Below are 18,513 nucleotides of genomic sequence, written 5' to 3'. Positions count from 1 at the left end.
CGCTTGCCACCCGCGGTGCGCCGCACCCGCCGGGCCGCCTCGTGCCGCTCGGGTGCCTGCTGCTCGACGCGGGCATGTGGTGTTCGGCACGCGGACGTGTCGTGTTCGGCGCGTGAGGGCGTGTGGCCTTCGGCGGTGGCCGTTTGCCGCCCGGAAGACGCGAGCCTTCACCTCGGCGGGGGTCCCCCGGCGTGGCGGACGTGCCGCCGGGGAGAACCCGCACGTCACCGGAGGCGGGACGGCCGCGCGGTCGCGGCAGCGTGACGTCACGGAACCGCCGGGTCCGCCGATTGGTTACGGTGACGCGCATGGAACGCAGCGCGCAGCGCCTGGGACGCGCCCTCGTCGTGATCGTGGACGACCGGGTGGCGCACGGTGAGCACGACGACAGCACTGGCCCGCTGGTCACGGAGTTGCTGGAGGAAGCAGGGTTCATCGTCGACGGCACGGTCGCGGTGGAGGGTGAGGTCGTGGGCATCCGCGCCGCACTGAACACCGCGGTCATCGGTGGGGTCGACCTGGTCGTCACCGTAGGCGGCACGGGCGTGTCGCCGCGCGACGTCACGCCGGACGCCACGCAGGGCGTGCTCGACCGGCCGATCAGCGGCATCGCGGAGGCGTTGCGGGCCTCGGGCCTGGCGGCGGGGGCCGTGGACGCGGGCATCTCGCGGGGGCTCGTCGGCGTGTCCGGCAGCACCCTCGTGGTGAACCTGGCCGGGTCGCGGTCGGCGGTGCGCGACGGCATGGCGACGCTGTCCGCCCTCGTGCCCTACGTGATCGAGCAGTTGTCGGGGCTGGACGAGTCGTGACCGAGCCGGCTGACGACGCCGACGCCGCCACGGCCGCCGCTGCCGCGGAGGAGGCGGCACGGCGTCGTCGGCTGGCCGAGGTCTTCGGTGACGTGCTGCCGGAGGGCTCGTCGGACGAACCCCGCCCGACCGGGCGCGACGACCGGTGGTACGAGGACAACCGACCTCCGCACCACGGCGGCTGACCCGCGACCGACGCTTCCGTCCCCAGCCGCGGATCAACCGCCGACGCTGACCGTCGGCGTGCCCGTGGTGCACCTGCACGATCGACGTGCCGAAGCGGCGTGGCCGAGCCGCGCCGCCGAAGCAACAGCACCCTCCCGCCGACGAGGACCGCGTGTGCGGCGGCGAACTTCACCCCGGTCGTCGGGCGCATCTGCTCGTGCGATCAGGGGCCTCCGGTTCCCTCACCTCCGGTCTCGTCGGCGGGTGACCGGGCGATGCTAGGCAAGCCCGGCCGTGTCCCGTGTCGGTCGGACGACCCCTTCCGCGGTCAGTCCTGGCGCTGGCGCGCGATCAGCCTTGGTGTCGGCGCGCGGTCAGTCCTGGCGCTGGCGCTGGGCGGCGAGCAGGTCGCGGATCTCCTTGAGCAGCTCGACGTCGGTCGGCTCGGCGGGGCCCGGCTCCTGGCCGCGCTTGCGCCGTTCCTTCAGCTTGTTCATCGGCAGCACGAAGATGAAGTAGACGATCGCCGCCACGATCAGGAAGTTGATCACCGCGGTGATGATCGCGCCGAAGTCGACGATCGTCTTGTCGCTGCTGCCGAGCTGCACGGCCAGGCCGTTGACGTTGCTGCCGCCGAACAACGCGATGATCGGGTTGATCAGGTTCGTCGTGAACGCGGTGACGATCGCGGTGAACGCGGCACCGATGACCACCGCCACGGCGAGATCAATCACGTTGCCGCGCATCAGGAAGTCCTTGAAGCCCTTGATCACGGTCTGGTTCCTCCGTTCGGGGTACGGGTTGGGGGCTAGCGGAGGGTAACGCCCAGAAGCCGATCGGTGACGTTGCCGGCCTGTGTGTCGCGGCGCGGTCAACCGGTCAGCGGCCGCCCGACCACGCGGGGCCCGACCACGCGGGGGCCACTTCCCACCCGGCCACCGAACCACCGCCGACCCGACCACCACTGGCCACTGGCCACTGGCCACCCACGGCCACGCCACCGCCGACCCCGCCACAGACTCACGGCCGAACCACCGCCAAGCCGCCTTCCACCTGCGGCCAAGCCACCGCCTATCCGCCGTCGGTCACCCGCGGGGTCGCGGCCGAGCCTCCGCCGAGCCCGCCACCGGTTGCCACCGGTTGCCACCACCCGCTGCCGGTCACCCGCCGAGGCGCGGCCGGACTGCCGCCGAGCTGCCGACCGACCGCTGGCTGGTGGCCAGGCCGCTGGCTCGCCCGTCGGGCCACTGTCGGGCTGCTCGGCCGCCCCTGGGCAGCTGACGGGCTGCGTCGAACGGGAGGCCGTGCCACCGCCTACCCACCGCCGGGCTGCCGATCGAGCTGCCGACGACCGGCCGTTGGTCGCCCGTCGGGCCGCTGTTGGGCTGCCGGCGAGTCGACCTCGGGTCCCGGCCGGGGCCGCCCCTGGGTGCCGCCAACCTGCCCCCCGACCGCTCTTGGCGGCTGCTGGGTCGCCCGTGGAGCCGCCGTTGAGTGGTGCGGTGACCCCTGGGAGGTCGAGGCGGCGGCCGCTGGGGTGATGGGCGGCTCGGTGTTCAGGGCGTGCGGGGGGTGGTGGTCGGGCTGACCGGCGGTTCGGTGGTTGGTGGGCAGGTGTGCGGTTGGTGGTGCGGCCCGTGCCGTTCGTGCGGCCCGATGCACGGCGGTGCGGGCTGGGCGGTGGCAGTGCGGCCGGCGGGTGGCAGCGGCAGACGGCGGCTGGTGGGTGGTTCGGGTCGGGGATAGGGCGGACCCGCCGTGGTGGTGCTGCGTGGACGGGCGGGGCTGCGTGGACGGGCGGTGGTGGGCGGATGGGCGGTGGTGGGCGGATGGGCGGTGGTGGGCGGATGGGCGGTGGTGGGTGGGTGGGCGGTGTGTCAGCGCAGGACCAGGGCGACCGGGCCGGCCAGGGTTTCGGCGGCCAGGCGGCGGGCTGCGGTGTGGGTGGCGGACAGGACGACCACCTCGCCGTCGCGCACGGCGACCACCGAGGCGTCCGAGGCCAGCACGGTGGACTCCGCCCCCACCACGTCCACCCGGCTGCCCGGTCGCAGCAGGCCCGCCACGCCCGCGTCGGCCAGCCGCACGGCCACCGACGACACGCCCGGATTAGCTGGCGTCAGCCGCGCGTCCGTCAGCGGCTCGCCCGACCTGGCACCGCCCACCAGCGCCCGGCCTAACGCCTCCTCCCGCGACACCGCCCCCGCGGGCGCGAACGCGGTCGGGACGGCGACCACCCGCACGTCCTCCCCGCCCAGCGGCACGCCGGGCGGCAGGTCGCGCGCGGTCACCGCGACGTCGACGGCACCTCGGTCCGGCATCAGGGCCACACCGACGGCTACCAGGGCCAACAGGCCCGCCAGGATCCTTCTGAGGTGGAGGAGCACGGTCTCGACGTTACGAAGGGATTCGCCGGTCGGACAGTGCGAACCCCCGAGCTGTGGACAACTCGGGGGCCTGTGGACAACCAGCCGGTCAGGAGGCGGCGGCAGCCGGGGTCGAAGAGGACGAAGACGTGGACGACTCGCTCTTCGACGAAGACGAAGACGACGACGAAGAAGAGGAGGACGAAGACGACGACGAACGGCTGTCGGTCCGGTAGAAGCCGCTGCCCTTGAACACGACACCGACCGCGCCGTAGAGCTTGCGCAGCTTGCCGGAGCACTCGGGGCACGCGGTCAACGCGGAGTCCGAGAAGGACTGCACCGCCTCGAACCGGTGGTCGCACTCGGTGCAGGCGTACTGGTAGGTCGGCACGGTGAACCCTCCACGAGTCCTGGTTGGCACTCCTGCGTCGCGAGTGCCAACACCGATGATGCGCCACCCGGCACAGGTGGCGCAAACATCACAGGTCAACGTCACAGCGGCAGCCGCACCAGCCCACGCCCAGGGGTCAGCACGGCGTCCACCCGAACGTCGTGCGGCTCCGCCGGCAACGACGGCACGAACTCCTCGTCCCGCACCACCGCCACCACCGGACCTGTGGACAACTCCAACGCCCGGTCGTAGTACCCGCCGCCCTGGCCCAGCCGCACCCCGCCGTGGTCCACCGCCAACGCCGGCACCAGCACGAGTGCCGCCTCCCCGACCGCCGCCGCCCCCAGCAACAGCCCCACCGGCTCCCGCAACCCGAACGCGCCCACGCGCAACCGGCCGTCGTAGGCGGCCCAGTCCAACGCCTCCCCGACCACCACCGGCAGCAGCACCCGCAGCCCGTGCGACCGCAGCGCCTCCACCATCGCCAACGACCCCGGCTCGACCGCCGAAGCGACGTAAGCGCACACCGTCCCACCAGCGGGAACGTCGTAAGCGGCGACGGCGAGCAGCGCCTCGGCCGACATCGGCGGCATGGTCGCGCCCCGCCGTGCCGCCCGCAGCCGTGTGCGCAGCGTCGCCTTCCGGTCACGTTCACGGGACGTCATGGCAGGTCACCCTAAGCGCGCCGTTACGCTCGCAGGCCATGAGCGCCTTCCAGACAGCAATCGTGCCGGCGGCGGGACTCGGCACGCGCTTCCTGCCCACCACCAAAGCGGTGCCCAAGGAGTTGCTGCCGGTCGTCGACACCCCTGGCATCGAACTCGTCGCCACCGAGGCCGCCGAAGCCGGCGCGACGAAGCTCGTGATCGTGACCTCCCCCGGCAAGGACGCGGTCGCGGAGTACTTCCGCGCGCAGCCCGAGCTGGAGGCGACGCTCGAGGAACGCGGCAAGCACGACCTGGTCGCCAAGGTCCGCCGCGCGCCGAACCTGCTCGCCGTCGAGACCGCCCTCCAGGAGAAGGCCCTCGGCCTCGGCCACGCGGTCGCCTGCGCGGAACCGAACCTGACCGGCGAGGACGAGGCCGTCGCGGTCCTCCTGCCGGACGACCTCGTGCTGCCCACCGGCGTGCTGAAGAAGATGGCCGCGGTCCGCGAGAAGCTCGGCGGCAGCGTGCTGTGCGCGTTCGACATCCCCAAGGACCAGATCTCCGCCTACGGCGTCTTCGACGTCAAGGACACCGGGGACGACGACGTCAAGCAGGTCGTCGGCATGGTCGAGAAGCCCAAGCCCGAGGACGCCCCCTCGACGTTCGCCGCGGCCGGCCGCTACCTGCTCGACCGGGCGATCTTCGACGCCCTCAAGCGCATCACGCCCGGCGCGGGCGGCGAGCTGCAGCTCACCGACGCCATCGCGCTGCTGATCAACGAGGGCCACCCGGTGCACGTCGTCGTCCACCGCGGTGGGCGACACGACCTGGGCAATCCGGGGGGATTCCTCAAAGCTGCGGTTGACTTCGCACTGGAACACCCGGACTACGGGCCCGAGCTGGGGGAGTGGTTGCGGGCGCGCCTCGCCGACGCCTAGATCGAGGTTCAACACATGAGGTCAGTGGACGAGCAGCTCGCCAGGGTCGTCGCCGCCGCGGTGCGGCCCGCCCCGGTGCGGGTGGCGATCTCCGAGTCGCAGGGCCTGCTCTGCGCCGAGGAGGTCGTCGCCGAGCGCGCCTTGCCCGGTTTCGACCAGGCGGCGGTCGACGGCTACGCGGTGCGCAGCGTCGACGTGCAGGCCGCCAACGAGGAACCGGTCACGCTCCCGGTGGTGGGCGAGATCCCCGCGGGGTCGCGCCAGCCCAGGCGGCTGCAACCCGGCCAGGCGGTCCGGGTCGCGACCGGCGCGCCCCTGCCCACGCTGGCCGACGCCGTGGTGCCCGTCGGCTACACCGACGGGCACGCGGCGAAGGTGACCGTGCGGCGACCGGTGCCGTCCGCGGCGTTCGTCCGGCGCACCGGCGAGGACGTGCAGACCGGTGACGTCGCGGTGCGCCGCGGCGCGTCCATCGGCGCGGCCCAGGTCGGCCTGCTCGCCGCCGTCGGCCGCAACAAGGTGCTGGTCCACCCCCGGCCGCGGGTGTCGGTGATCTCGGTCGGCGAGGAGCTGGTGGACGTCGACCGCACCCCCGGCCAGGGGCAGGTCTACGACGTCAACTCCTACGCGCTGGCCGCCGCCGCGCGGGACGCCGGGGCCGAGGTCAGCCGGGTCGGCATCCAGTCGTCCGACCCGCGCCGGCTGCGCGAGGTCGTCGAGGGCAGGCTGCTGCTGTCGGAGATCGTGGTCGTGTCGGGCGGTGTGGGCGGGGCCGTCGGCGACGAGGTGCGGGCCGCGCTGGCCGACCTCGGCGACGTGGACGTGACGCGGGTCGCCATGCACCCGGGCTCGGTGCAGGGCTTCGGCCGGCTCGGGCCGGACGCGGTGCCGACGTTCCTGCTGCCGGCGAACCCGATGAGCGCCCTGGTGGTGTTCGAGGTGCTGGTCCGGCCGCTGATCCGGGCCGCGCTGGGCAAGCGCAACCCCTACCGGCGGGTGGTGAGCGCGCGGCTGCTGTCGCCGCTGACCTCGACCAAGGGGCGGCGCGGCTACCTGCGCGGCCAGCTGCTGCGCGACGCCGACAACGGCGAGTACCTGGTGCAGCCGCTGGGTACCTCCGGGTCGCACCTCCTCGCGTCGCTGGCCGAGGCGAACTGCCTCATCGTGGTCGACGAGGACGTGACGGACGTGGCGGTCGGCGAAGAGGTCCTGGTCAGCTTCCTCGCCCAGCGGGGATGACGCCCGGCGAGATGAGCACTGTGGGGACAGGGTGAGCCACGCGTGGGAAGGCGGTCGGCACCCCGGCTGGCCCGCCCGGCTCGGCCCGCTGCGGGTCGACGCCGGTCTGGTGGCGCTGCGCCCGCCGAAGCTGTTCGACGCCTCGGCGTGGTCGCGGGCCCGCCTGCGCGACCGGGCGTACCTGGAGGACTGGGAGCCCACCGCGGTCGAGGGCTGGCACGAGCGGAACTCGGCCCTGGCGTGGCCGCCGCAGTGGTCGTCGCTCAAGTCGCTGGCCCGGCGCGGCCAGGCGTTCCCGTTCGTGATCACGGTGGACGGCGAGCTGGCCGGGCAGATCACGGTGGGCAACATCGTGCGCGGCTCGCTGCGCTCGGCGTGGGTCGGGTACTGGGTGGCGGCGGACCGGGCGCGCGGCGGCGTGGCCACGGCGGCGCTGGCGCTCGTCGTGGACCACTGCTTCGGCGAGGGCGGCCTGCACCGGCTGGAGGCGACCGTCCGCCCGGAGAACCGGGCCAGCCTGCGCGTGCTCGCCAAGGCCGGCTTCCGCGAGGAGGGGCTGTTCCTGAGGTACCTCGACGTGGCGGGCGACTGGCGTGACCACCTGTGCTTCGCGATGACGGCCGAAGAGACCTCACCGGAGGGATTGGTACGCCGGATGGTCGCACAGGGGTACGCCCGAATCGCCTGATCTTCCGGCCGAGCGGCTTATTCGGATCACCCGAAAGTGGGTGATACACCACACTTTGGTACGTACGCCGGTCGGCGTGCCTCCGACACAGGTGTGACTGTTGTGACTAGCGTGGCAAGCGCACCACCGAGCGCGCCGCGAGGTAGGGGGAGGTGACGGGGATGCCGAGCTCGCTGATCGTCGTGGGACTGGTCGTGGCCTGGTTGGTCGTCCTCGTGCCGATGGTCGCGCGCAAGCGCGCCGACGCGTCGCGTGGCAGCGTGGAGGAGGAGTACGACGCCATGCCCGAGATCGACGCGGAGTTCGACGACTACGACTACTACGACGAGCCGGACGACTTCGTCGACCACCGGCCGTTCCGGCCGGGCCGGGGCGGCTACGACCCGGAGACCGCGGCGATCGTCGCCCAGGCGAAGTACGCGTTCCGCCGCCGCGTGGTCGGGACGCTGCTGCTGCTCGCGCTGGTCACGGGCCTCGTCGCGGGCCTGCTCTACCCGCTGGCCTGGTGGGGCCACGCGGCGGTGGACGTGACGCTCGTCTCCTACCTCGCGTACCTGCGCCGGCAGGTGCGGATCGAGGAGGACATCCGCGCGCGCCGCCAGGCCAGGCTGGGCCAGTCCCGCCGCCGGGTCGCCCGCCCCGCCGGCGCCAAGCCGGCCGCGGCCGACGCGTCCGCCGACACCACCCGCGACCAGCCCGGCCTGCCCCCGCAGCCGAGGTTCCAGCACGAGGTCCGGCCCGGCACGGTCGTCGTGGACCCGGACGACGAGGACCCGCTGTTCGTCGAGCTGGAGGGCCCGGAAGCCCTCCCGTACCGGCGGGCGGCGGGCGAGTAGAGGGGGGTGGCAAAACCACCCCCCGACTACTGATATGCTTCCCCCGCACGACAACAGAACACGGGGCTGTAGCGCAGTTGGTAGCGCGACTCGTTCGCATCGAGTAGGTCAGGGGTTCGATTCCCCTCAGCTCCACCACAACAGGACAGTCAAGAACCAGGGTCGGAGCCACCGTCGCCGTCAGGCGTGGTGGCTCTTTCCGTTGCGATCAATCCTCGACGGCTGTAGCTCCGGCCTCTCCTCCAGGCTGTGCTGCCTGAGCGTCGCTCAGCCCTCTTGGGCCGCAGTGGTTGTCTCCAGCCACACCACGTGCACCCGCCGCACGCCCGACGATCGCGACGAGATTTCGAACAGCGTCCGGACGCGCTCCACGTCCTCGGACTTCAAGGGGAAGTCGCCTTCGACCGAGTTGGCCTGTACGTGGGTGTCGTACGCCAGGCCGTAGCCTGCGACGCGAACGTCTTCCCGATCGCCGTACTCCTCCACTACGGCGAAGGGCCGTGGTGCCCCCTCTAGCGCCACCTCGTGCAGCAAGGCCGTGAAGACGTCGTCCAGGTCGGTGGGCTGCTCGACTTCGGCCAACTCGTTCACGCGCTCTTCCTCTTCTCGTAGCTATGGATCAGGTCGGCGAGCGCGTCATCGGGCACAAGGACGTTGCCTGCTCGCTCAGGGGTGACGAGCCAGAGCACCGGCGTCTCCAGCACACTGGGAGGTAGGGGCATCGGCATCCCGGCGTCCATCACCCGCGCATGGTCGCTCATGATCACCGAAGGCAGTGGTGGTCGAACCAGGAAGTACGCGATCGGCATGTTCGGGAACGCCAGAACCGGTGTCGGGAAGGTCGCGAACCACGGATTGTCGGCGAGCGCCATGACCAGCGACTCGGCGACGGCGATGGCCCCCGGCTCCGGACCGGTCGTGGTGAAGACGTTCGGCTGATGCAGCCCAGGCGTCGACCACCACTCCTGCACCAGATCGGCGTCGGTGGTCGATGCCTCGATGGAACGGAGACACGGGCTGGTGACAGGTTGCTCGGTGGCCGGGTCGACGAAGTGTCCGTCCTTCCAGATCGCTCCCGGTACGACGGGCCAGCCCAGTTCGGCGTAGCGCAGGGCGGCGTGCAGGGTCGCGGGTGGTTCGATGTCCTGCGTGCTGGTCGGCACTGCCTTGCCTTTCTGCTGGGGGATCTTCCGGGGAGGTGGAAGCGGGCAGAACCTCGAAGAGGTCTTCGAACTGCACGGGTCCAGAGCGACGAGGGCACCGCTGATGGATGCGGGACCGGTCGGGAGGCAGTTCCACCGAACGGCTCGTCGGGCGCTCGGGCCGTGACCAAGAGTGGAATCCCGGCAGGGCGGCCGAACAGCGCCGCCACGAGGCGCGGGCATCGCCCGAACGTGGCCGGCGTGCGTCACCGCTACGCTTGACCAGCGGGAATGTTCGCCCGACGATCCGGCTGACAAATGCCTGGAGGCCACCCGATGGCAGCACGACGCAGCGGCTTCATCCGCGCCCGGAAGGCTGCTGGCTTCACCCAGGAGTCCTTCGCGGAGGCCATGCACGTCGACCGTTCCACGGTGGCGCGCTGGGAGCAGGGAGCACGTGAGCCACTGCCGTACCAGCGGCCGAAGCTCGCCCGGCTGCTGAAGATCACGATGGGCGAGGTGGACCAGCTGCTGCGCGAGGAGGTGGGAAGCGTTGCGGCGAAGCAACAGGCAAACCCACCCGCAGTCGTGGTACCCGCACCGCGGGTGCTCGGTGCCGAGCTGCTGACGCAGTACGAGACTCTGACCAGCGCCTACCGCCAGATCGACTACCAAACCGGTTCATCAGCGGTGTACGAACAGACCGTCTCGCAGCTCAACCGCCTGATGGCCTTGGCCGACAACGTGCCCTCAGCCCACTACAAACGGTTCGCCTTGGTGCTCGGCGACACGGCGCAGCTTGCAGCCTGGCTGGCCATCGACCACCAGGACTACGGCGCAGCGCGGCGCTACGCCTCGCTGGCCTTGTCCAGTGCGCAGGAAGGCGAGGATCCCCAGCTGCACGCCTACGTGCTGGGGATCATGAGCTACATCCACCTGCACGCGGGTCGAGGGCCGGACGCGGTGCGCCTACTGCTCGCTGCCTTGCACCTGGCTGAGAACCCGCGCTTCGGCATCAGCCAAGCTGTCCACTCCTGGCTGTCGGAAGCCATCGGAGAGGCGTACGCCCTGGCCGGAGACCACCGGGCGGGAGCGGCAGCGCTGGCGAAGGCCGAGCGGCTGTTCGATGGCGTCGACCAGGCCGACGTACCGGCGTGGCTCGGCTTCTACAACGGCGCTGAACACATCATGCGGCTGAAGGGCCGCTGCCTCGTGCGGCTGGGTGATGGTGCCGCTGCGGTGTCTGCCCTGGAGGAAGCGGTCCAGGCGTTGCCTTTGTACTACGTCCGGGAGCGCTCCGGCACGCTCATCGACTTGGCCATCGCTCGCCTGATGCTGTCGCGCAACGGTCAGACGTCAGCCGTCGAACCGGAGGCTGCCGCCACCGCTGCCCTCGAAGCGTGGGAGCTGGCCGTCCAAACCGTCTCCGGCCGCAACCAACGCCGGGTACGCGAGCTGCTGCCCCAGCTCAAGCCCTACCGGCACCTCGGCGCTGTACGGGCTTTGCTGGAAGCCGCCCCGTAGCATCGGCTCCGTGTCGACTGGGAATGAAGAGCGCACCGGAAGCGCCGGGTAATGAACAGGAGGAACTGGCTCCTGCTCGGGGCACTGTCCTTCCTGTGGGGTGCGGCCTATCTCGTAATCGCGGTCGCGCTGCGTGGGTTTCCGCCGGTGGTTGTGGTGTTCGGGAGGGCCTTCCTCGCCGTGCTGTTTCTAGTACCACTGGCCGTCCGGCGCGACGTTTTGACGCCGCTGTTGAAGCACCCGTGGTGGGTGCTCCTAACCGTCCTCGTGCAGTCCACTGCACCCTTGTTGCTCCTGACCTACGGGCAGCAATGGCTGTCTGCCGGTCTTACGGGGATTCTCATCGGAGCGCAGCCGCTTTTCGTGGCAGCCCTTGCCGCCTGGTTTGCGCCAGATGAGAAGCCGGAGGGTGTCGGAGGAACCCTCGGGCTCGTCGTGGGCTTCGCCGGCATCGCACTGCTGTTCGGGGTGGACATCGGCGGAAGTGCACACCTGCTGTTTGGTGGAATCCTGGTCACCGCGGCTGCCTCGTGTTACGCCGCCGGTTCCATCCTGATCCATCGCAAGCTTGGTTTTGCCCAACCGCTGGGCATCGCCACTTCGGCCATGCTGGTGACCGGCGCGGCAACCGCCATTCCGGCTGTATTGCTGTTTCCGGAGGATGTGCCGTCGGTGAGTAGCGCGATTGCCCTGGTGGCATTGGGCGTGGTGTTCACGGCGCTGACGCTCACCGTGTTCTACGGCCTGATCGCACGAGCCGGGCCGAGCAAGGCGACCTTGGCGTTCTACCTGTCGCCGGGCGTAACAGTCGTGCTCGGGTGGTTGTTGCTCGATGAGCGGGTGCGATGGTCTACGGTGGTTGGACTGGCTGCCATCATTGTGGGGTCGGTGCTGGCAGCGGGTAGGGCAGAGGTCGGCGGGTAGATCCGGAAGCATGATGCAAGCTTGCGGCGTCGCTCTCCCGACGACTCCGCCTCGCGTCCCCGTCGAGAACTGCACCCCGGCAAGCGGGCGGCGTTGCAGCGCATCCTGCGGCAGGCGCACCGGATGCGGGTGGCGGCCTGAGCGGGCGAGGTGGTGGCGCAGGGCAGTGGATCAGTCACTACGATCTGGCCGGTGCGCTTTGTGGCCGATCTCCACATCCACTCCAAGTACTCGCGGGCGTGCAGTCGGGACTGCGACCTCGAACACCTCACCTGGTGGGCCCGGCGCAAGGGGATCTCGCTGGTCGGCACCGGCGACTTCACCCACCCCGCCTGGTACGACCACCTGACGTCCACCCTGGTGGAGGCGTCGCCGGGGCTGTACCGGCTGCGGGACGACCTCGATCGCGACATCGACCGCACGCTGCCGCCGTCCCTGGCCGGCGCGCCGGTGCGGTTCATGCTGTCGGTGGAGATCTCCACGATCTACAAGCGCGGCGACCGCACGCGCAAGGTGCACCACCTCGTGTACGTGCCGGACCTGGCGTCGGCGGCGCGGTTCAACGCCCGGCTCGCGAAGATCGGCAACCTCGGCTCGGACGGGCGGCCGATCCTCGGGCTCGACTCGCGCGACCTGCTGGAGATCACGCTGGAGTGCGGCGGCTACCTCGTGCCCGCGCACGTCTGGACGCCGTGGTTCGCGGTGCTCGGGTCGAAGTCCGGGTTCGACGCGATCGAGGACTGCTACGCCGACCTCGCGCCGCACGTCTTCGCGATCGAGACCGGGCTGTCGTCCGACCCGGACATGAACTGGCGGGTGTCCGGGCTCGACCGGTACCGGCTGGTCAGCAACTCGGACGCGCACTCGCCGCCCGTGCTGGGCCGCGAGGCGACCGTGTTCGACACGGAGTTGGACTACTACTCGGTCCGGTCGGCGCTGGAGACCGGCGACGGGTTCGCCGGCACGCTGGAGTTCTTCCCCGAGGAGGGCAAGTACCACGTCGACGGGCACCGCAAGTGCGGCGTGCGGATGGAGCCCGAGGAGACGTTGGCGCACAAGGGGATCTGCCCCGGGTGCGGCAAGCCGTTGACGGTCGGGGTGCTCAGCCGGGTCGAGGAGCTGGCCGATCGGCCGCACGGCGCCCGGCCCGCCGGCGCGGCCGGGTTCACCAGCCTGGTGCCGCTGCCGGAGATCGTGAGCGAGATCGTCGGCACCGGGCCGAAGAGCAAGAAGGTGCTGACCGAGATCGACAAGCTGACCGCGGCGCTCGGGCCCGAGCTGGTGATCCTGCAGGACGTCCCGGTGGACGACATCGCCGCGCACTCGCCGTTGCTGGGCGAGGCGGTGGGGCGGCTGCGGCGCGGCGAGGTGGTGCGCGACCCGGGGTACGACGGCGAGTACGGCGTGATCCGGGTGTTCGAGCCGGGCGAGCTGGAACGGCGGCGGTCGGCGTTCGCGCTCTTCGACTACGCGGCCCCGGCCCCGTCCACTGTGGAACGGCCGCGCCCCGCCCCGGCGGTCGCCCCCGTCGCGGACCCGGTGGCCGCGCCGGCGGAGCACCGCGGCACGTCGCTGCTGGACGGCCTCGACCCCGAGCAGCGGGCGGCGGCCGAGGTGGCCGGCGGGCCGCTGCTGATCATCGCCGGACCGGGCACGGGCAAGACGCGCACGCTGACGCACCGGATCGCGGACCTGGTGACGTCCCGCGGCGTGCCGCCGTCGCAGTGCCTGGCCATCACGTTCACCCGGCGCGCGGCGGAGGAGATGGCGGAACGGCTCGCCGCGCTCGCGCCCGACGCCGTGGACGGGTTGACCATCGCGACGTTCCACTCGCTCGGCGTGCTGCTCCTGCGCGAGCACGGCGCGGTGTTCGGGCTGTCGCCGTCCTTCGGCGTCGCGGACCCGGACCGGCAGGTGGCGGTGGCCTCGACCGTCGTCGCGGACGAGAAGGAGGCGCGGGACCTCGTCGCGGCCGGGGACGACCGGTACAAGAAGGCGTTGCGGGCGCAGGACCTGGTGGACTTCGACGACCTGGTCACGCTGCCGCTGGCGTTGCTGGAGGGGTCGCCGGACCTCGTCGCCGCCTACCGCGACCGGTGGCGGTGGGTGTCCGTGGACGAGTACCAGGACGTGGACGAGCAGCAGTACCGGCTGCTGCGGCTGCTCGTGCCGCCGGACGGCAACCTGACCGCGATCGGCGACCCGGACCAGGCGATCTACCGGTTCCGCGGCGCGGACGTCGGGTTCTTCCTGCGGTTCCGAGAGGACTTCCCCGGCGCCCGGACCGTGCACCTGACCAGGAACTACCGGTCGTCGTCGGCGGTGGTGACGGGCGCGCTGGAGGTGATCGCGCCGTCGTCCCTCGTGCCCGGCCGGGAGCTGCGGCCGATGGCGGACCACGGGTCCGCGCCGATCGGCGTGCACCACGCGTCGTCGGAGGCGGCGGAGGCGGCGTTCGTGGCGCGCACGATCGAGCAGGTGCTGGGCGGCGCGTCGTTCCACGCGCTCGACAGCGGGCGCGTGGTCGGCGACGGCACGCAGGGGCTGGGGTTCTCCGACTTCGCCGTGCTGTACCGGACGGACCGGCAGTCGCGGGCGCTCGTGGAGGCGTTGACGCAGTCCGGTCTGCCGTTCCAGAAGCGGTCGCACGACCGGTTGGCGGACCGGCCCGGCGTGGCCCGGATCGCGCACGACGTCGCGTACGCCGCCGGCGGGACGGTGCTGGAGCGCGTCCGCGCCGTGGCGGGCGAGGACCACACGGCGTACGAGCTGCTGAAGCCGTTGGCGGCCGAGTGCGGGACGGACTTCGAGCGCTTCCACACCGCGCTCGCGCTGGGCGTGGAGGTGGACACCTGGGACCCGCGGGCCGACCGGATCTCGCTGCTCACCCTGCACGCGTCGAAGGGCCTGGAGTTCCCGGTGGTGTTCATCGTCGGGTGCGAGGACGGCGTGCTGCCGATGCGGTGGCCGGGCGAGGACGACCCGGAGGCGGTGGACGAGGAGCGCCGGCTGCTGTTCGTCGGCATGACGCGGGCGCAGCGGCACCTGTTCCTGAGCCACTCGGCCGGGCGACCGCGGTCGCCGTTCCTGGCGTCGCTGAAGGCGTACGAGCAGTGGGGCGACCCGCAGCCCCGGCGCAAGCGGAAGGGCACCCAGCTCAGCCTGCTGTGATCGTCGACGCCGCGGACAACCGCGCGGTGAACAAGATCGGAAGTGGACTGGACCATACCGTCGCGGTATGACCGGACTGGCATATCCGCCGCGCCGGTCGGCCGGCTAGCGTCGGGTCACGGCCCCGCATCCCGTGTCACCACCCCTGCAAGGAGACAGCGGATGACTCGACGTAGCGTCGCCGCGCTCGCCGTGGCGGTCCTGAGCGCTGCCGGACTGGCAGCCGCGCTGACCACCACCGCGACCGCCGGTCCACCCCCACCCGGGACCGCCGACGGCGGTCTGGTCGCGGCCTTGGCGCGCGACCTCCACCTCACCCCCGACCAGGCCCGCGCCCGCCTCCAGCGGGAGGCGGACGCCGCCCGCACCGAGTCCACCCTGAAGGCGCGGCTCGGCCCCGGGTTCGCGGGCGCGTGGCTGAACGCCGACGCCACCGACCTCGTCGTCGGCGTCACGGCCGCGTCGCAGATCCAGGCGGTCGAGGCGGAGGGCGCGACCGCGAAGCTCGTGACCCGGTCCCTGGCCGAGCTGGACGCGCTCAAGACCAGGCTCGACGCCAACGCCCGCAACGCGCCGAAGGCGGTGCCCGGCTGGTACGTCGACCCGCCGACCAACACCGTGGTGGTGCTGGCCCGCGACGTCCCGGCGGCGAAAGCGTTTGCGCGCGCCAGCGGCCTGCGTGACGCGGACGTCCGGGTCGAACCGTCCACCGAGGACCCGCGCCCGCTGGTCGACGTGATCGGCGGCAACGCCTACTACATCGGCAGCGGCTCGCGGTGCTCGGTCGGGTTCGCGGTCGACGGCGGGTTCGTCACGGCCGGCCACTGCGGCCGCACGGGCGCGACCACCACGCAGCCCAGCGGCACGTTCGCGGGCTCCAGCTTCCCCGGCAACGACTACGCCTGGGTCCGCACGGCCGCCGGCAACCCCGGCCGGGCGCTGGTCAACCGCTACCCCGGCACGGTGCCGGTGGCGGGCTCGACCGAGGCGCCGGTCGGCGCGTCGATCTGCCGCTCCGGCTCCACCACGGGCTGGCGCTGCGGCACGGTCCAGCAGAAGAACGCCTCCGTCACCTACCCCGAAGGCACGATCACCGGTCTGACCCGCACGAACGCCTGCGCCGAACCCGGCGACTCCGGCGGCTCGTGGCTGGCGGGCGACCAGGCGCAGGGCGTCACCTCCGGTGGCTCCGGGAACTGCACGTCCGGCGGGACGACCTACTTCCAGCCGGTCAACGAGATCCTCCAGGTCTACGGCCTCAAGTTGGTCGTCAGTGGCGGCACGCCGACGAACACCACCTCGCCGACCACGACGACCACCACGAACCCGGGCCAGACCACCTGGCAGCCAGGCGTCGCGTACGCGATCGGCTCCCTCGTGACGTACGACGGCGTCGGGTACCGGTGCTTGCAGGGGCACACGTCCCAACCGGGCTGGGATCCGCCGGCGGTGCCCGCCTTGTGGGAGCGCGTGAGCTAGCGGCGAGCGCACGCGCGGGGCCCGGCCCACCCCCGTGGGCCGGGCCCTCTTCCGGGCCGGTGGCTGTGCGCGAGCAAACGATCACGCGCGGCGGGCGGGGAGGGCCGCGGTCGGCGTCCCCCGGTCGCACCACCTCCGCGACCAGCCGTGACGGCCGCCGGTCGGGCCGGCCGGGCCGGCGCCGCCACCCGGGCCGATCGGCGCGACGTTGACCGGAGGGCGCTGTCGGCGTGGCCCGCACCCGTACCCTGAGAGGCGACGAGAAGGGGTGGTGCGGGTCGTGGAGCTGGCCGAGTCCCTGCTGGCGTGGCTGCACGGCTGGACCGCCGTGCCCCTCTGCCCGGGCGACTGGGCCTGGACCGTCACCGCGTTCGGCGCCCTGATCGGCGTGCTGCCCACGGTCGCCGCGCTGCTCTCGATCACCGTCCGGCGCGTGGTCGGCAACTCCTACGGCCCGGTCACCGGCGCGATCTTCGCCGTGCTGGGCGTGGCGAGCACGCTGGTGCTGCCGTGGATGGCGTTCACCGCCACCTTCAAGCTGCTGCGCGGTCGGGCGCTGGCCGGCACGGAGTCGCTGGACCAGGCCCCCTGCGGGGTGTTCACCCAGTACGAGTACCTGCTGGGCCGCGGCTCGTTCGTCAGCGCGATCACCGGCCGGACCGGGGTCGTGGACGTCGTCGTGGCGGGCGCCACGGCCCTGCTGGCGCTGCTGTGCCTGCTGTTCGTGATGCTCCAGGCGGGCTCGGCGTTCCGGCTCGGCCCGAACTGGCCGCGCCGGGTGTTCTGGCCGCCGTTCCTGGTCCTGCTGCTGTCGACGTCGGCCATGCCGGTCGCGCTGGTGGGGCACCTGCTGCTCGGGTTCTTCCCGATCGCGCTGCTGGGCTCCCTCGTGGTGCGGGTTTTCGGGTTGACTACCGCCATGCTGAACCGCCCCGGTCGCGATCGCGGGAACCCGAGCCCGCAACCCGCGGTGTCGAGAACGCCGCCGCAGCCACCCCGACAACCCCCGAGCCAACCCGTGCCGACCCCGCAGCCCGCCCAGGGGCAGCACCAGCAGACGCCGAAGCCACCGCCGTACCAGGTGGAGAAGCCGCCGCCGTACCAGCCCGCGAAGATCCCGCCGTACCAGCCGGCGCCGCTGCCGCCCTACCGGCCGACGCCGCCCCAGCGGCACTACCCGCCCACGCGGGTCGCCGACGTGCCGCCGGAGCCGGTGAAGCCCGCGCAGCTCGCCGACACGCCCGGACCGCTGCCGTTCGGCCCGGGGAGCGGCGGCACGGGCAGCGCGCCCACGCCGACGCCCGACTCGGGCAAGGTGTGGAACCCGGCCGGCGGCCGGTTCCGGCGGATCCGCCAGCTCGGCCGGGGCGGGTTCGGCACGGTGTGGCTCGCGGTGGACGAGCAGTTGGCGCGCACGGTCGCGGTCAAGCTCGCGCACGCGCCGGACAACGACACCGAGCAGCGCATGCTGCGCGAAGCCCGCGCGCTGGCCGCCGTGCGGCACCCGAACTGCGTGCGCGTGTTCGACATCGTGCAGGACCCGGACGGCCTGGCCATCGTCATGGAGTACATCGACGGCCAACCGCTGTCGGACGTCGTGCTCAACAACGGCCTGCTGGCCGACACGCTCGCCGCCCGGCTCTGGGTGAACATGGCCGACGCGCTGGCCGCCGCCCACGAGCAGGGCGTGCTGCACCGGGACGTGAAGCCGTCCAACGTCATCGTGGACACCCACGGCACCGCGCACCTGATCGACTTCGGCATCGCCCGGTCGAAGGGCGACAGCACGCTCACCGCCACCGGGATGATGGTCGGCACGCCGGACTTCCTCGCCCCGGAGACCGCCCGCGGCGAGGCGGCGAGCCCCGCGTCGGACGCCTGGCAGCTGGCCGCGACGGTCAGCTACGCGCTCACCGGCCACCCGCCGCGCGGCACCCGGGAGAACCCGATCTCGTCGCTGATGGCGGCCGCGCAGGGCGAGCCGTGCGTGAAGCTGCCCCAGCACAGCGCGCACCACCGGCTGCTGACCAGCGCCCTCGACTCCGACCCGGCCAGGCGGCCGTCCCTGACGGCCATCCGGTCCGAGCTGAGCACGTGGCTGTCGCAGGCCGGGCTGAGCAAGGAGGGCCCGGTCACGAGGATGATCGACCGGCCGGAGCCGCCGACCCGGCCGGTGCGCTGAGCCGCGTCCGGC

The 18,513-nt window shown here is 72.2% G+C and carries 17 protein-coding genes and 1 tRNA gene; 12 read left to right on the top strand and 6 right to left on the bottom strand.

Going from position 1 to position 18,513, the window contains the following annotated elements; genetic code table 11:
- Positions 1-308 precede the first annotated feature (308 nt).
- Positions 309-809, top strand: a complete 501-nt coding sequence (locus ACFXGA_RS22665; protein WP_053719418.1) for a molybdenum cofactor biosynthesis protein B — start codon at positions 309-311, stop codon at positions 807-809.
- Positions 806-994, top strand: coding sequence for a hypothetical protein (locus tag ACFXGA_RS22660; protein ID WP_378090817.1), 189 nt, complete (start codon positions 806-808; stop codon positions 992-994). Before ACFXGA_RS22665 ends, ACFXGA_RS22660 begins: the two co-directional genes overlap by 4 nt.
- A 354-nt stretch (positions 995-1,348) precedes the next feature.
- Here ACFXGA_RS22660 and mscL read toward each other — a convergent pair whose 3' ends face one another.
- The 4 genes from mscL to ACFXGA_RS22640 all read right to left on the bottom strand — a co-directional run bounded on the left by mscL (position 1,349) and on the right by ACFXGA_RS22640 (position 4,396).
- Positions 1,349-1,747, bottom strand: coding sequence for a large-conductance mechanosensitive channel protein MscL (gene mscL / locus ACFXGA_RS22655; protein WP_378090816.1), 399 nt, complete (start codon positions 1,745-1,747; stop codon positions 1,349-1,351).
- 1,104 nt (positions 1,748-2,851) lie between these two features.
- Complete coding sequence (locus ACFXGA_RS22650) at positions 2,852-3,361, bottom strand: SAF domain-containing protein (protein ID WP_378090815.1); 510 nt, start codon at positions 3,359-3,361, stop codon at positions 2,852-2,854.
- Positions 3,362-3,449: 88 nt separating this feature from the next.
- Positions 3,450-3,731, bottom strand: coding sequence for an FmdB family zinc ribbon protein (locus ACFXGA_RS22645; protein WP_378090814.1), 282 nt, complete (start codon positions 3,729-3,731; stop codon positions 3,450-3,452).
- Between the two features lie 101 nt (positions 3,732-3,832).
- Positions 3,833-4,396 (bottom strand): 5-formyltetrahydrofolate cyclo-ligase, encoded by a 564-nt coding sequence (locus ACFXGA_RS22640; protein ID WP_378090813.1) that lies wholly within the window; start codon positions 4,394-4,396, stop codon positions 3,833-3,835.
- Between the two features lie 38 nt (positions 4,397-4,434).
- Between ACFXGA_RS22640 and ACFXGA_RS22635 the strand changes: the two genes are divergently transcribed.
- The 5 genes from ACFXGA_RS22635 (at position 4,435) to ACFXGA_RS22615 (ending at position 8,217) form a co-directional block, all read left to right on the top strand.
- Positions 4,435-5,316 carry a UTP--glucose-1-phosphate uridylyltransferase gene (locus ACFXGA_RS22635; RefSeq protein WP_378090812.1) on the top strand — a complete coding sequence of 294 codons (882 nt, stop codon included), beginning with the start codon at positions 4,435-4,437 and terminating at the stop codon, positions 5,314-5,316.
- A 15-nt stretch (positions 5,317-5,331) separates the two neighbouring features.
- Positions 5,332-6,555, top strand: a complete 1,224-nt coding sequence (gene glp, locus ACFXGA_RS22630) for a gephyrin-like molybdotransferase Glp (RefSeq protein ID WP_378090811.1) — start codon at positions 5,332-5,334, stop codon at positions 6,553-6,555.
- A 31-nt stretch (positions 6,556-6,586) separates the two neighbouring features.
- Positions 6,587-7,243, top strand: coding sequence for a GNAT family N-acetyltransferase (locus tag ACFXGA_RS22625; protein ID WP_378090810.1), 657 nt, complete (start codon positions 6,587-6,589; stop codon positions 7,241-7,243).
- A gap of 161 nt (positions 7,244-7,404) precedes the next feature.
- The gene (gene glpR / locus ACFXGA_RS22620) at positions 7,405-8,079 is read left to right on the top strand and encodes a gephyrin-like molybdotransferase receptor GlpR (RefSeq protein WP_378090809.1); all 675 of its coding nucleotides are present in this window, start codon (positions 7,405-7,407) and stop codon (positions 8,077-8,079) included.
- Positions 8,080-8,141: 62 nt separating this feature from the next.
- Positions 8,142-8,217, top strand: a tRNA-Ala gene (locus ACFXGA_RS22615).
- A gap of 129 nt (positions 8,218-8,346) precedes the next feature.
- On the opposite strand, the gene ACFXGA_RS22610 is transcribed toward ACFXGA_RS22615, so the two are convergent.
- Positions 8,347-8,670, bottom strand: a complete 324-nt coding sequence (locus tag ACFXGA_RS22610; protein ID WP_378090808.1) for a hypothetical protein — start codon at positions 8,668-8,670, stop codon at positions 8,347-8,349.
- Positions 8,667-9,242: a bifunctional DNA primase/polymerase gene (locus ACFXGA_RS22605; protein ID WP_378090807.1), complete on the bottom strand. Its 576-nt coding sequence runs from the start codon at positions 9,240-9,242 to the stop codon at positions 8,667-8,669. Before ACFXGA_RS22605 ends, ACFXGA_RS22610 begins: the two co-directional genes overlap by 4 nt.
- Before the next feature lie 315 nt (positions 9,243-9,557).
- On the opposite strand from ACFXGA_RS22605, the gene ACFXGA_RS22600 reads away from it, so the two are divergent.
- From ACFXGA_RS22600 to ACFXGA_RS22580, 5 genes are all read left to right on the top strand, one after another.
- Positions 9,558-10,745, top strand: a complete 1,188-nt coding sequence (locus tag ACFXGA_RS22600) for a multiprotein-bridging factor 1 family protein (protein ID WP_378090806.1) — start codon at positions 9,558-9,560, stop codon at positions 10,743-10,745.
- A gap of 51 nt (positions 10,746-10,796) precedes the next feature.
- Positions 10,797-11,669, top strand: a complete 873-nt coding sequence (locus tag ACFXGA_RS22595) for a DMT family transporter (protein ID WP_378090805.1) — start codon at positions 10,797-10,799, stop codon at positions 11,667-11,669.
- Positions 11,670-11,861: 192 nt separating this feature from the next.
- Positions 11,862-14,840, top strand: a complete 2,979-nt coding sequence (locus tag ACFXGA_RS22590; protein WP_378090804.1) for a UvrD-helicase domain-containing protein — start codon at positions 11,862-11,864, stop codon at positions 14,838-14,840.
- A gap of 162 nt (positions 14,841-15,002) precedes the next feature.
- Positions 15,003-16,319, top strand: a complete 1,317-nt coding sequence (locus tag ACFXGA_RS22585) for an alpha-lytic protease prodomain-containing protein (RefSeq protein WP_378090803.1) — start codon at positions 15,003-15,005, stop codon at positions 16,317-16,319.
- Between the two features lie 268 nt (positions 16,320-16,587).
- On the top strand, positions 16,588-18,501 hold the full coding sequence (locus ACFXGA_RS22580) for a protein kinase (RefSeq protein ID WP_378090802.1): 1,914 nt from the start codon (positions 16,588-16,590) through the stop codon (positions 18,499-18,501).
- Positions 18,502-18,513: the final 12 nt, after the last annotated feature.

It is taken from the genome of Actinosynnema sp. NPDC059335 (genome assembly GCF_042752395.1).
Lineage (GTDB): Bacteria > Actinomycetota > Actinomycetes > Mycobacteriales > Pseudonocardiaceae > Actinosynnema.
This window is presented reverse-complemented; position numbering and strand designations above follow the sequence as displayed.